This window comes from Chryseosolibacter indicum, assembly GCF_018598585.1.
GTDB classification, from domain to species: domain Bacteria; phylum Bacteroidota; class Bacteroidia; order Cytophagales; family Cyclobacteriaceae; genus Chryseosolibacter; species Chryseosolibacter indicus.
The window spans coordinates 1-13,850 of the sequence record NZ_JAHESD010000091.1 but is presented as its reverse complement, the minus strand read 5'-3'; the positions used below and the strand labels follow the sequence as shown (position 1 = coordinate 13,850).

The window sequence follows — 13,850 nt, the reverse complement described above, 5'->3', positions numbered from 1 at the left end:
AACACCTGGGAGAGTAAGTCGTCGCCTATCTTTATTACATAAGCCTTGCAGATATCCTCTGCAAGGCTTTTTTGTTTTGTAGCTGGTCCGGCTCTCAAGTAATCTCTTCAGGTGCTTCCTTAATTATTACTTTTTAGGATCCACCCAACCGTTGGTAATCTACTTCCAAATAACAAATAGAAGAACCTTTTCTCAATAGCACAATTCATAACCATTCCTTCGATTGATAAAGTTGGCTAAAACAAAAGTTAAACAAATGTTTAAAAATTAAACATTTGTTTAACTTTGAGTGTTTGTAAGACATGACACGTGATAAAATTTTACACGCAGCACGGGAACTGTTCGAGGAAAAAGGCTTCGATGCTACAACAGTTCGTGATATTGCAAATAAAGCCGAAGTAAACGTTGCTCTCATCAACTATCATTTTGGTTCTAAAGAACTGTTGCTGACTACTTTAATTGATGAATTATCGAATGCCACCCATATTAAATTAAGCGATATCAATAAATCTACTGCTGATCCTGTAGCAAAGCTTCAGCAGGCTATGGATATCATGCTGGATAAGACTTTTGCTAATAAGAAGTATTATCAGATGCTTCATCGCGAATTATCTACTGTACAGCGCCCACAACTGAATGAACAAATTGCAAAGAATCTTAAACGCAATCGAACTGAGCTTCGGTACTTAATTGAAGAGGGACAAAGACTAAAGGTATTTCGGGACGACATAGATATAGAACTAACGCTAGGAACGATCTCCGGACTTTTGCATCAGGTAACCAACTCAGGACTGAGGGATGCTTTTAAAGACAACGACAATAAACTTAAATCAAGAATAAGGCATCATTTATTTGATTTGATGCTGTCCTTTTTAAAGAGAAAATAAACATGACGGGAAGGAAAACCATTTTAGTACTATTAATGCTTTGTACAAGCGCTTCATTTGCACAGACACAAACAAAGCAATTGACATTGCAGGAGGCACTCACACTTGCAGTAGAAAACAGCAATGAGCTTAAGTTATCGAAAGCTAAGCTGGCGATAGCACAAGCTAAAGTATCGCAGGCAAAAGATCAGGCATGGCCTGAAGTAAAAGCAAGTGCAACTTATCTCAGAATCAATTCACCTGATGTTAGTTTTAAAGGAGCTGAGCCGGAAACAGATGGCGACAGTGAGCCTGGTGCTTTGGCATCTTTTGCAAATATTAATAGTATCGGATTAGCACAACTAAGCGTAACTCAGCCAATCTTTGCAGGCTTTCGCATTCGCAATACAAGGGTAATGCAAGAGTACTTAAACGAAGCTGCTAATTATGATCAAACTACAACCAAGAATAAAGTTTTACTAAATACAGCAAAGGCAATATATCAATATTATCAACTTCTCGAGACTAAAAAACTTTTGGATCAGAATCTGCAGCAAGCTAAACAGCGCGTAACAGAGTTTGCCAATCTGGAAAATCAAGGAGTCCTTGCACGAAACGATAGATTGAAAGCTGATTTACAGGTAAACAATATTGAGTATACAAGAACTGAGGTTAATAACAACCTTCAACTTGCTGAATACAGCCTTATTATCCTGCTAGGACTGCCTGACAATACATCTATTCAACTGGATACAGTTGGAATGTTTAAAAATCCTTCATTCAACACTGGCGACAACTTTGAACAGCGCGCTCTGGAAAATCGCGCTGACATAAAGTCGGCGCAGGTGCAAGCAGAAGCGGGAAAGGCAGGAACACAAATCGCTAAAGCATCCCGTTATCCAACGTTAGCCTTTACCGGTGGTTATGTTAATATGTTCATCCCCGATGTAGTTACTGTTACTAACGCTTTGAATGGGGGGCTTGCTTTGCAATATAATCTTTCAAATGTTTTTCATAACAAACATCAAATACAGGAAGCCAAAGCAAAACAATTGCAAGCAGAACTTTCCGCAAAAATTGTAAATGATCAGGCAAAAATTGATGTAAGAAAGAAGTTTTTAAACTATCAAAAAAGCCTCGAAAAAATAGAACTTAGTAAGAGGTCAATTGAGCAGGCGCAGGAAAACTTTAATATTTCAAAAAATAAGTACAATGCAGGGTTAATGATTCTTTCTGATTATTTGGATGCCGATGTTACTCTTTTGCAAAAGCAGATAGACTACGCAACGGCGAAGGCGGAAAGTATGATCGCATATTATGAGCTTGAAGAGTCAACTGGAACATTAAATAAGATTTTTTAATTATTATGGAAAAGGAGAAAAAACAAAAAAAGAACAAAGTCTTTGCAACTGTACTGATAGTTATCGTTTCAGTTGGATTGATATTTGGAGTTTACAAATATATTCATGGTCAGAATCATGAGGAGACAGACGATGCTCAAGTTGAAGCTAATATTAGTCCGATTATTCCTAAAGTTTCAGGTTACGTTACAAAAGTCTTGGTAGAGGATAATCAGACAGTTAAAGCAGGTGATACGCTTGTTGTCCTTGATGATCGTGACTTAGCAATAAAAGTGTTGCAAGCAGAATCTGCTCTGGAAACGGCAAAGGCAAATGTTTCTTCAAGTGGGGCCGGATATGAAACTGCCCAGCAAACTGCTCTAAGCTCATCTTTTAATGCGCAGGCAGCAGAAGGTAATATTGAACTTGCAAGGGTAAGGTTAAGAAGAGCAGAGAGTGATTTTAAACGTTACGAAGAACTTCTTAAAACTAATTCAATTACACGCCAGCAATACGAGCAAGCTGAGGCAGAACGAGACGCTGCTGCAAAACAACTGGAAGTAGCGGAGAGACAAAGGGAAGCTCTATTAAGAGAAAGTTCAGCACGAAGGTCTCAGAGTACCGTAAGTCAGCGTAACATATCACTAGCACAGACAGTAGTTAAGGAACGCGAAGCTGATCTTGCCTTTGCAAAGCTTCAGTTGTCTTATGCATATATCATTTCTCCTGCAAATGGAGTTATTTCACGAAAGAATATACAGGTAGGGCAATTGGTGCAAGCGGGACAATCGTTATTTGCTCTCGTTGATGAGAGAGATAAATGGGTAGTTGCTAACTTTAAAGAAACCCAGTTGGAGAAAATGAAGGCTGGTCAAAAAGTAGAGATATCTGTGGATGCCTTTCCCGATGAAACATTTACTGGTAAAATAGAAAGTATTTCCCCTGCTACCGGTGCGAAGTTTTCTCTGCTTCCTCCTGATAATGCGTCAGGTAATTTTGTTAAAGTAGTGCAGCGTGTTCCTGTTAAAATTGTATTGGAAAAGACAGTGCACAATAATTCATTACGTGCAGGAATGAACGTAATGGTAGACGTGCATCTTAATTAATATTCATGCAACAAGAATCATTAGTGGAATATGGCTTTAATAGAGTGATTATTACAATCACTGCTATTATGTGCGCCCTGCTAGAGATTATTGATACCACCATCGTTAATGTTGCCCTTAATGAAATGAAGGGTAACCTTGGAGCAACATTAAACGACGTTAGTTGGGTAATAACCTCATATGCAATAGCAAACGTAATTATCGTTCCTTTAACAAGCTGGCTTTCGCAGCAATTTGGCAGGAGAAATTACTTTGCTGCATCTATTATCATATTTACAGTTTCATCCTTTCTTTGTGGTAATGCTACTTCTATATGGGAGCTGGTGATTTTCCGCTTTATACAAGGCCTGGGTGGTGGTGCTTTATTGGTAACATCACAAACAATTATAACCGAAGTATACCCTCCTGAAAAGCGGAGTATGGCGCAGGCTCTTTATGGAATGGGAGTAATTGTAGGACCAACCCTTGGGCCTCCGCTTGGTGGTTATATCGTAGATAATTTTTCTTGGCCCTATATCTTTTACATCAACATACCAATAGGCATCATCGCTACTTTTCTGACACTACAATACGTTAAGAGTCCTAACTACGGAGGTAAGAGAAGTATTGGAGATATCGACTGGTTAGGAATTTTATTCCTTATTCTCGCCGTGGGGTCACTGCAATACGTTCTTGAGAAGGGGCAGGAGCATGATTGGTTTGAGAATGCAAGCATTGTTATATTCACTGTTGTTGCTTTCTTCGGTATTTACTTTTTCATCTGGCGAGAGCTAGTTGCAGATCAACCCGTTGTCGATTTAAGAGTGTTGAAGGATAAGAACCTCGCAATAGGAACAGTACTTTCTTTTATACTGGGATTCGGTCTTTATGGTTCAACCTTTGTCATTCCGCTCTTTACACAAAACTCCTTGGGTTGGACAGCGTTAAAAGCCGGTTTGTTACTGGTACCTAGTTCTCTGGCTACTGGCATTATGATGCCTTTTGTAGGTAAGATGCTCCAGCGTGGGATCTCGCAAAAGTACCTGATAGCTTTAGGTTTTTCAATTTTCTTTGGCTATAGCTTATGGGCGTATACAATTATTACACCTTTTACTGGTGAAGGAGATTTCTTCTTCATTCTTATGGTGAGAGGAGTTGGATTGGGATTGTTGTTTGTTCCTACCACAACACTTGCGCTTTCATCTTTAAAAGGCAAGGATATCGGACAGGGCGCTGCATTTACCGGAATGGTGCGACAGCTTGGAGGATCTTTTGGAATAGCACTTATTAGTACATTTATCAGCAGGCAGTCGGTACAGCATAGAGCAGATCTTATTAACCACATTTCTCCTTATGACTTTGATGTACAGCAACGACTTGCTGCTATGAAAGCAAACTTCCTAGCCCACGGTTCTACAATTGATTATGCAACCAATCAGGCAAATCAGATGATGGATGTGCTCGCTACCCGGCAGGCCATGCTTTTAACGTATATGGATGTTTTTCTTTACATCGGAGGATTCTTTCTTCTGTGTGTTCCATTTGTTCTTATGCTAAAGCCCGTCAAGAGTACTGTAAATCTTGAGCAGGCTGCGCATTAAGTATTTATAGGGAAGTAATGTTGTACTTTAATAGTATAGCACCACCAGCAATTAGTTAACTGGATTTAAAATATTTGTAGAGAATACGTTCTCATTGTTGATCAGTTTCCTAATCATCGTGTCGGTTATCTTTTTAATGTCTGCATTACTTCCTATTCCTCTATAAGAACACCAATCGGTACTGGCAGTGTTAATAACAGTTCCTGATGATTCCGTTGCTTTAAATACTATCCAGGTAGCAACGCCATCTTTGCCACCTCTCCATACAAAATCATAACCAACAATTTCTACTTGCTTAAAGCCTAGTTGCTGATAGTCGAGAAGAGGAACGTCGTTTTCAATTTTTAAGAGAGGTGCACCATCTAACTCATCACTTGGACAACGCAGTATGTCTCCAGTTGTTAAATTTGTTCCTTCTAATAAGGGTGAGTTCTTTACAATCTTAAACCCGTCCCATCCTTTGTCTATTTTTCTGCCATAGCCTGCATTTTGAAAATCTGTTCCTGTTGATGAAAGAATGGAATATTTAAGTGAAGGGTCACACCAATTGATCGTTTTTAATTTAGGAGACTTAACGGGATCCGCTTCGGCATTTCTGTAACAAATTAACCGGTCCTTCTTCTCGTTGTACCTTACTTGCCACCACATTGTATTTCCTGAGAGTATCATTGCATTCTTTCCTTCCCTTACAAAACGATCAAAATTCTTCCGTGCTTGTAAAGTCCAGTATTCGCTGTGCCCTGGAATTATGATCAGCTCACTTTTTTTGATCGCCTCGTAATCGTCAAGATCCATATCGGTAATGTAGCCAACGTCTTTATAAGGTTGTTGTGGAAGCCATCGTAAGAATGCTTCAGAAGGACTCGGTAAGGGCATAGGTCTTAGAAAAGAAACTTTTGGTGCGGCTTTTTGATCAGAAGAGTTAAAGCTATAAAGGCTTTTTCCTCCTGAATTACAATAAGCATTAACCGTATTTGATGAGTACACAACAACTATTTTTGGATTCCTTGTCTTAATAATGAAAGGAATCTTGTTTGCCCACATATACACACCACTTATTAAATTAGGTACCATTACCTTACAAGTCTTTTTATACGCCAATCCGTTTTCAAAAGCGTTTTCAACGGAAGGACTTTGAGGGAACACTTTTACGTTTACTTTTGAAACCTCTTTTCCTGCAAGGTCATAAAGCTTCACATCGTGCTTATTTATGGCAGTGGCATTCAGGTACAACTCAATGGAATCACCAGGAAAAGCTGAAAGCTTATCGGTATATCCATCAATAATTTCTGTGTAGGGTTGCTGAACAAAGAAGAATAGATTCAGCAGAAAGGTTAGTAACATCATGTGGGGTTAAAAAATAAAGTTCACTTCATTGTTTTGCGAAGGGAAGAAGGGTGCCTTGTTACTTAGATGCAGTCTGTTGTTAAAAAACAACCTCGATCTTCTTCTTCACGTTTTACGAATTAACAATGGCGGAATAAGAATGGAATTAATGGCAAATTAATTCGGAATTAAAAATCAAAATGCTGCCCTAATTAACTCCCTTTTGGCCACCTGGGAAGACATTCTCGAGTTGCCGTTGATCGGTTCGAAATACGAAAGCTGAAGCTTTATAAATGCAGATAGATGTTAATTTGAAGATAGATATAAGCCGAGATGAACTAAAAATATGATGTATTGTAAGATGGATCTTATTTGTACTTTACAAAATATTCTCTTATCCATGATTCAATAATTGGGACAGTCCAGTATAATAAGATAATGGCTATCGCTAAGTAATCAATATGTTTCTTTTCACGATGTTCCATTATGTTGTAGTAGTAGGCTTAGTGCTGGTTTATTCAAATTGCATACCATTCTGTTTAAGGCGATATGTCTTTCGTAGAATGCTTTCGCTGCAATAGCTTATGAATGCTAATGGAGAGAATTTCTCCATCTGGTAGAAATCGCCCATCATGGTAAATAAATATTGTCCTTTTTAACCGGTTTCACCGCTATCGCTCTGGCATGGATAATGCCTAAGGGAAATAAACATATTAGTGATGCAAGAGAAGATAATAATTACAACCAGAGACTATGATCGTTTGATGGGATTGCTTGAGGTTAAAGGAGTCCGGATTGACGACGCTTGTGGTAATGCTATGGGAGGACTTTACCACACACTAACGAAAGCTGAGAAAATGCCTCCTGAAAATATTGATGGTATTGTGATTACAATGAACTCAAAGGTTTTGCTTTGCGAGGTTAACTCAGGAAGAGAATTGGAACTAACCATTACTTATCCTCAGGATGCAGATCATGGTGATAGACGTATTTCTGTCTTGTCACCGATAGGGCTAGCACTTTTAGGCAGACGTGAAAATGATGTTGTATCATGGAAGATTCCTACAGGTGCGGGTTATTTTAAAGTTATCAAGGTTACATACCAGCCAGAGGCTGAAGGACATTACTTTTTATAATGTACACTAAAAGGTTACTTTTTCTTTTTGTACTTGTTTTACTGGCCGCTTATCTGGAACATAAGTCGGAGATAGCTGTATTGGAAAAAAATAAAAAGCACGGCACGTTTCTCCAATTTAAAGTTCTCAATAAGGATTCAGTATCTAAGAGACCGCGCTTGTTTAAGCTTGATAGTATAGCGGTTAAAAGCTGGAGGTAGTTGTAGTAAACATCCTCCTTTCTAATCTATTTATTTACCACAGCATTAAATAAATACACATCAAGAGCTGAGTCAATGGATCAGTTCCTGATGTGATATTGCTGTTAGATTAGATTGCGATTAGAGATTGACATAAGGTCGCTCTATATGAAACAAATGTTTGCCGGTAATACGTTGAATGATAAATAAAAGAAAGCAGGGGATGAAATTTAAGACAAGTATGCTAGACTATTGTAAATTAGTTCTTACTAAGATCAGTTTTAGTAAAACACTTTTTCAAAAGGAGTATAAAAAGAGTTTGAAATTTCTCTCGAAGGATGAAGTACGTGAGTTTAAACAGTGGGTAAGGATGACGTTTCAGCATACTGTTTAGCAGTATATCAAGTCCTGATTCAGGTCTTGATACCCACTATCCAAATTTCATTATCAGCAAATGTTTTGCAAATTGATAAAGGCCTGAAGTATGAAGAATGGACTAAACAATTAATTATGCAGGCATTAGATATAAAGTAACAAAGTTAATATGATCGACACAATGCTTCTATGGGTAGGTTTTAATGTATTTGTTTTGATTATGCTTGCCCTTGATCTGGGGATTTTTCATAAGAAAAGCCATGAAGTATCCATAAAGGAAGCTTTAAGCTGGACAGGCATATGGATAACATTGGCGTTGTTATTCAACCTCTTCATATACCAGCAACTTGGCAAGGAGCCCGCGATGGAATTCCTTACGGGGTATTTAATAGAGAAGTCTCTTAGCGTTGACAATATCTTTGTGATTATTCTTATTTTTTCATATTTCCAGGTTCCATCGCGATACCAGCACAAAGTTTTATTTCTTGGAATATTTGGTGCGTTGGTGATGCGTATCATTTTTATTTTTGCTGGGATAGAATTGATCCATCGGTTCCATTGGCTCATTTACCTCTTCGGCGGTTTTTTAATTTTTACTGGTATCAGAATGCTTACATCAGGAGATGCGAAAGTAGATCCTGAAAAGAATGTGTTTGTAAAGCTTGTAAGGAAGATAATACCGGTGACAAACGTTTATCATGGAGAGAAATTTTTTATTCGTCATGATAAGGTCTTGATGGCTACGCCATTGATGCTGGTTCTGGTAGTAATCGAGGGAACAGATTTAATTTTTGCTGTCGACTCTATCCCCGCTATTTTGGCTGTATCTGACGATCCGTTTATTGTTTATACTTCCAATGTATTTGCTATCCTGGGCTTACGATCCCTATACTTTGCTGTAGCTGGCATTGAAAAATATTTTAAGTATTTAAAGTACGGGCTTGCATCCATTCTCGTATTTGTTGGTACCAAAATGGCCATTGCAGATATTGTCAAGATACCGGTGCACCTTTCGCTGGTTATTATTGCTCTTATTCTTGGCATTTCGATCCTGGCATCGGTTATCAGTACATCAAAACGAGCTAAAAGCATATCCTTAAAACGGAAGGAGGAACAAAACATAATTCATAAGGCAGCCCTCAAGGGAAAACAGGGGTGATACCGCTTCCTTCCGGGTACAATCAAAGGTGGTATCGCTTTGCTAACTTTCGCTTTACATTTTCGAAAGCCAAGTATCACTCAAGACTCAGTAGGAGAATCCACGTATGTGCATCATTGAACAACGTGGATTTTGTTGTTGGGATTGCCGCATCATTTTATAAGAAAACATACCTCGCTACGGTTCGGTATACTACAGGATGGTAAGTGTTTTCTACTTCATTATATTAGAATGCATTCGCTAAGGGTATGATTTACACTAGTGTTTTATAAATAATGTAATTTGCCAACGAAAGCTTTTAGAAAACATTTTATCTCTTTTTGTATGTGTTACTCACACCTGTTTATCGTACTTACTTTTTTGTTTTATGGTACAACAGGTATTATATACGCACAAGGTAAGTTACACAGAAAAAGCATTGTTAAAAGGCATGAAATTAAAGTCAACAAGACCGATACACTAGCATCGCTTACTGTAGGAAACGGGCGTTTTGCTTTTACTGCAGATGTAACAGGCATGCAAACTTTTGCAACAGACTATAAGAATGGCGTGCCTCTTGGTACACAGGCAGAATGGGGGTGGCATAGTTTTCCGAATACTGAAAAGTTTCGGGAAGAAGAAGCTTTGCAGGAGTTTGACCTGGAGGGTAAAAAGTTATTATACTCCGTTATACGAAGAGAGCCGGATAGAAATAGAGATGCATCCAATTATTTTCGTGTTAATCAACACCGGCTACAACTCGGTAATATAGGTCTGGATATCGAGAAAAAAGATGGTACGCAACTTACACTTTCAGATATTAAATACGTAAACCAAAGTCTTGATCTTTGGAGAGGAGAGTTGGTAAGTCGGTTTAAAGTTGAAGGCACTCCTGTAACTGTTATTACTTATGCACATCAGAAAAGCGATGCTGTTTCTTTTAAAATCATTTCACGGTTTATCAAGCAAGGTAAAATAAAGATACGACTCAGGTTTCCTTATCCTACCGCTGAGTTTAAAGATGAAGGTGCTAACTATACCAATCATGATAAACATGAAACGGTTATTCTTCATTCATCCGAAAGGGAAGGAACATTAAAACATACTTTAGACACTACCACATACTACATACATGCTGCATGGAACGGATCAGCATCACTCAAAGAACAATCAAGTCATTACTTTACAATCACTCCCGGGCAATCAAATACATTTGAGCTCACTGTTTTGTTTTCTAAATCATCAAAAGTAAAATCAATTTCCTCTTTTGAGGAAACGAGAGCTAGCAGTCAAAAAGACTGGGAGGGTTTCTGGCAGTCGGGTGGTGCTGTTGATTTTTCAGGAAGCACAGATAAAAGAGCTCATGAGCTGGAAAGGCGCGTTGTGCTTTCCCAATATCTTACAAAGGTTCAGTGTGCTGGCAATTTCCCGCCGCAGGAGACAGGCCTTACATTCAACAGCTGGTATGGAAAATCGCATATTGAAATGTTTTGGTGGCATGCAGCGCACTTTGCTTTATGGAACAGAACGGAGTTGTTGGAGAAGTCAATGGAGTGGTATTTCTCTGCCGCATCACAAGCAAGGAGAATTGCAGAGCGGCAAGGCTTTGATGGCGTTCGCTGGCAGAAGATGACTGACAACGAGGGTAGGGAAGTTCCTTCTTCCATTGGATCGTTTCTAGTATGGCAACAACCTCATTTTATTTACCTGGCCGAACTCATATATCGGAATAAAAAAGATAAGGGCACACTTGAAAAGTATAAAGGACTGCTTTTTGAGACGGCAGATTTTATGGCATCCTTCCCAACCTATGATAGCACTCATAACCGCTATAACCTTGGTAAGGGACTAATCCCTGCGCAGGAGTGTTTCAATGCGCTTGACACATTTAACCCGACCTATGAGCTTGCCTATTGGCATTGGGCATTAAATACCGCACAGCAGTGGCGCAAGCGCCTGGGAATGGACCGCAAAAGGGAATGGGACGAGGTTTTAAGTAAGCTTGCTCCGCTTCCTCAAAAGAACGGCGTTTACCTGGCCACAGAAAGCACTCCTGATTGTTATGACGATGATAGCAAGTATCTCATTGACCATCCCGCTGTGCTGGCCGCCCTAAGTGCCATTCCACCCAGCAACAACCTCGATACTGCAACCATGAGCCGTACCTATAATCTGGTAGAAAAAGCATGGAATTGGGACCACACCTGGGGCTGGGATTTTCCTATGATTGCCATGACAGCCACCAGGTTACAAAAGCCATCACTAGCTTTAAATGGTTTATTTAAAGAAGTGACTACCAACACCTACCTCCGAAACGGTCATAACTATCAGGATAAGCGTCTTACAATTTATTTGCCGGGCAATGGAGGGATACTTGCTGCAATAGCCATCATGTGCGCAGGTTACGATGGCGCAACGACACGAAATCCGGGCTTCCCCAACGATGGAACATGGAAGATTAAGTGGGAGAATCTAAACAAATTTCCGTAACTACTTTTTGATGAATAAGGCCTGTATGTAGTCTGCTATTAATCAACTTATATAATATCACAGATTAAATAATCAAAGGTTATAGGCTGTGGCAGCTTACTTCTACGCCTCACAATTTTTTAATCCCTATTATCCGTGTCTTATGCCGTGAAGCATGGGCATCTTCATTTTCAGCTGTAAAGCGCATGTACCTCTTATTCTTTCCCATTTATGACCTGGTCCACCGGTCGTTTACGCCCATTTGAGCCCGCGTTTAGCCCTATTCTTTAAGTATTTAATACATCATTTACCCATAGATAACCCGTAGATAATCCGTCTCTTTAAGGTACGGGTTATATACGGCTTATATACGGGTTACATACGGGTTATCTACTGGTTATCTCGGGCTGAAAGCCGACTTAAGTAGGAAGTAAAAGGCACTTTGCAATCCCTGCGTTAATAGACTAAACTGTTAAAAGTATCTTCAGTGATGGGGAAATCTTACATCGGGTTTTGGAGCGAGCTTGTTTTTAACGAAAACCAACCGAACTTATTTAAGTGTTTATTGGCTTGTAGGATGTATTGAAACCGAGACCATAAGTGACAACTACTTGCAGGTAGGTAAATCGGTTAAAGATGTATCATTTCACCCATTTTGGTTGCGGAAGGACACTTGACGTATGACGTTCTAAAAAATTATGGTTAAGATCAATCGATTTCGCTTAGGCTGTAATCGCCTTTCCCAATATTTTAATATTTGATGTTTGGCACTAATGTCTACTTACTATAACTTTGTTTTGCTTAGCGAATGAAGGCCTTTGTAAATTATCTTTTATCTCTTTGTATTCTGCTGGTTAGCGGAGTTGGCCAATTTCTTTGCTATGCTAATACTTCAGACAGCTTAATTCAACAAAGTCTTAAAGGGCGTTCTCACGCTGATTTTAGAACAAAAAACGATAGTAGGTTCTTCGTTATAAAAACCTCTTCATCTGGTAAAGAAAAGCCAACCTTTAAAATCGACGCAACAGAAAATGAGGTTGAAGAAGATGAAGTAACGTCATCTAAAAAGCAGTTAGAAGACGCTGATTACGCACACGCTATTCTCTTCACACAAATACTTGGCTGGTTCTTCAGTCAAAGCAAACAGGTCTTACCTTTTTGTAAGTCTTATTCCTGTAATTCTTCAGATCTCTACCTGGTATTTCAGGTATTGAGAATTTGATGTAACACCACGCCTGGCAAGTAATCCTGCCGGCAATCAATCACTGTATTTTTTACTTGCTGCCCATCCAGAATGCAATTGCTTAATGCGATTTAAAGCTCAGGTACTTTATACAGACGTCTTCAGAAGAATTATCAATCAATAGGTTAAAAAAGAAATCAATCAACAAAATCGCATTGTAAAAAAGTGCAAATTATTATGGGGAGAATACTCATGTTCATGGGCTTGTGTGCATTAATCAGTTATACAAGCTGTAGTTCGAAACACGAAGAAAAGGAAGAGTCTGTTAAATTTCTGGTGACTAGTCCTTTGCGAAAAGACACGCTCACTACACGTCAGTATGTTTGTCAGATCCGCTCGATACAACATATTGAGCTAAGGGCGCTGGAAAGAGGTTATCTGCAGAAAATTTTTGTAGACGAAGGTCAGTCTGTAAGGGAAGGTCAGCGCATGTTTCAAATCATGCCAATGATGTACCAGGCCGAGTTGCAAAAGGCTGAAGCTGAGGCTGATTTTGCGGAAATAGAATATAAAAACACCAAACAACTTGCTGATAGTAATGTAGTATCGCCAAACGAGTTGGCAATGGCTAAAGCTAAATTTAACAAGGCAAAGGCAGAGCTTGCGTTGGCACAAACACATCTTCAGTTTACAGAGATCAAGGCACCCTTTGACGGTATTATGGATCGCTTTCAGGCGCGGTTAGGAAGTCTTCTGGATGAAGGAGATTTGCTTACTACGCTTTCTGATAACCGCAAGATGTGGGTTTATTTTAATGTTCCTGAAGCTGAATATCTTGACTATAAATCAAAAGCCAGGAAGGATAGCGTAATGAATGTAGAGCTTATTATGGCTAACCATAAAATGTTCGAATATCCTGGAATAGTTGAAACCATAGAGGCAGACTTTGATAACGAGACCGGAAACATCTCATTCAGGGCAACATTCCCTAATCCGAAAGGATTGTTAAGGCATGGTGAAACGGGAAATATACAAATCAAGCAACCGGTTAAGAATGCATTGCTTATTCCTCAGAAAGCCACTTTCGAAGTGCTTGAAAAGAAATATGTTTATGTGATCGATAAAGACAACGTAGTAAGGTCAAGAGAAATT

10 protein-coding genes are annotated in these 13,850 nt (G+C 39.1%); 9 read left to right on the top strand and 1 reads right to left on the bottom strand.

From position 1 onward, the window contains the following. The first annotated feature begins 302 nt into the window (after positions 1 to 302). The 4 genes from KK060_RS23110 to KK060_RS23095 are packed head-to-tail and all read left to right on the top strand — an operon-like array spanning position 303 to position 4,892. Positions 303 to 887 (top strand): TetR/AcrR family transcriptional regulator, encoded by a 585-nt coding sequence (locus KK060_RS23110; RefSeq protein WP_254157347.1) that lies wholly within the window; start codon positions 303 to 305, stop codon positions 885 to 887. A 2-nt stretch (positions 888 to 889) separates the two neighbouring features. Beyond that, complete coding sequence (locus KK060_RS23105; protein WP_254157345.1) at positions 890 to 2,227, top strand: TolC family protein; 1,338 nt, start codon at positions 890 to 892, stop codon at positions 2,225 to 2,227. A 5-nt stretch (positions 2,228 to 2,232) separates the two neighbouring features. Further along, a complete protein-coding gene (locus tag KK060_RS23100; RefSeq protein ID WP_254157343.1) occupies positions 2,233 to 3,312 on the top strand; it encodes an HlyD family secretion protein in 1,080 nt (359 codons plus the stop codon). Between the two features lie 5 nt (positions 3,313 to 3,317). Continuing rightward, positions 3,318 to 4,892, top strand: coding sequence for a DHA2 family efflux MFS transporter permease subunit (locus KK060_RS23095; RefSeq protein ID WP_254157341.1), 1,575 nt, complete (start codon positions 3,318 to 3,320; stop codon positions 4,890 to 4,892). 51 nt (positions 4,893 to 4,943) lie between these two features. Here the strand turns inward: KK060_RS23095 and KK060_RS23090 are convergent, their stop codons facing one another. Next, positions 4,944 to 6,239, bottom strand: a complete 1,296-nt coding sequence (locus KK060_RS23090; protein WP_254157339.1) for a N,N-dimethylformamidase beta subunit family domain-containing protein — start codon at positions 6,237 to 6,239, stop codon at positions 4,944 to 4,946. 698 nt (positions 6,240 to 6,937) lie between these two features. Here KK060_RS23090 and KK060_RS23085 point away from each other — a divergent pair. The 5 genes from KK060_RS23085 to KK060_RS23065 form a co-directional block, all read left to right on the top strand. Next, entirely contained in the window at positions 6,938 to 7,354 is a 417-nt protein-coding gene (locus KK060_RS23085) for a GreA/GreB family elongation factor (RefSeq protein ID WP_254157337.1), read from the top strand. Positions 7,355 to 8,077: 723 nt separating this feature from the next. Beyond that, positions 8,078 to 9,067: a TerC family protein gene (locus tag KK060_RS23080; RefSeq protein WP_254157335.1), complete on the top strand. Its 990-nt coding sequence runs from the start codon at positions 8,078 to 8,080 to the stop codon at positions 9,065 to 9,067. Between the two features lie 324 nt (positions 9,068 to 9,391). Further along, positions 9,392 to 11,536: a hypothetical protein gene (locus tag KK060_RS23075; protein WP_254157333.1), complete on the top strand. Its 2,145-nt coding sequence runs from the start codon at positions 9,392 to 9,394 to the stop codon at positions 11,534 to 11,536. 787 nt (positions 11,537 to 12,323) lie between these two features. Beyond that, positions 12,324 to 12,737: a hypothetical protein gene (locus KK060_RS23070; RefSeq protein WP_254157331.1), complete on the top strand. Its 414-nt coding sequence runs from the start codon at positions 12,324 to 12,326 to the stop codon at positions 12,735 to 12,737. Between the two features lie 198 nt (positions 12,738 to 12,935). After that, positions 12,936 to 13,850 (top strand): efflux RND transporter periplasmic adaptor subunit (locus KK060_RS23065; protein ID WP_254157329.1); only part of this gene is annotated, 915 nt, incomplete at its 3' end.

Excerpts from the sequence above, each read along its gene's own strand:
- KK060_RS23110 (WP_254157347.1), top strand. The coding sequence starts at position 303 with ATGACACGTGATAAAATTTTACACGCAGCACGGGAACTGTTCGAGGAA.
- KK060_RS23105 (WP_254157345.1), top strand. The coding sequence starts at position 890 with ATGACGGGAAGGAAAACCATTTTAGTACTATTAATGCTTTGTACAAGC.
- KK060_RS23100 (WP_254157343.1), top strand. The coding sequence starts at position 2,233 with ATGGAAAAGGAGAAAAAACAAAAAAAGAACAAAGTCTTTGCAACTGTA.
- KK060_RS23095 (WP_254157341.1), top strand. The coding sequence starts at position 3,318 with ATGCAACAAGAATCATTAGTGGAATATGGCTTTAATAGAGTGATTATT.
- KK060_RS23090 (WP_254157339.1), bottom strand. The coding sequence starts at position 6,239 with ATGATGTTACTAACCTTTCTGCTGAATCTATTCTTCTTTGTTCAGCAA.
- KK060_RS23085 (WP_254157337.1), top strand. The coding sequence starts at position 6,938 with ATGCAAGAGAAGATAATAATTACAACCAGAGACTATGATCGTTTGATG.
- KK060_RS23080 (WP_254157335.1), top strand. The coding sequence starts at position 8,078 with ATGATCGACACAATGCTTCTATGGGTAGGTTTTAATGTATTTGTTTTG.
- KK060_RS23075 (WP_254157333.1), top strand. The coding sequence starts at position 9,392 with ATGTGTTACTCACACCTGTTTATCGTACTTACTTTTTTGTTTTATGGT.
- KK060_RS23070 (WP_254157331.1), top strand. The coding sequence starts at position 12,324 with ATGAAGGCCTTTGTAAATTATCTTTTATCTCTTTGTATTCTGCTGGTT.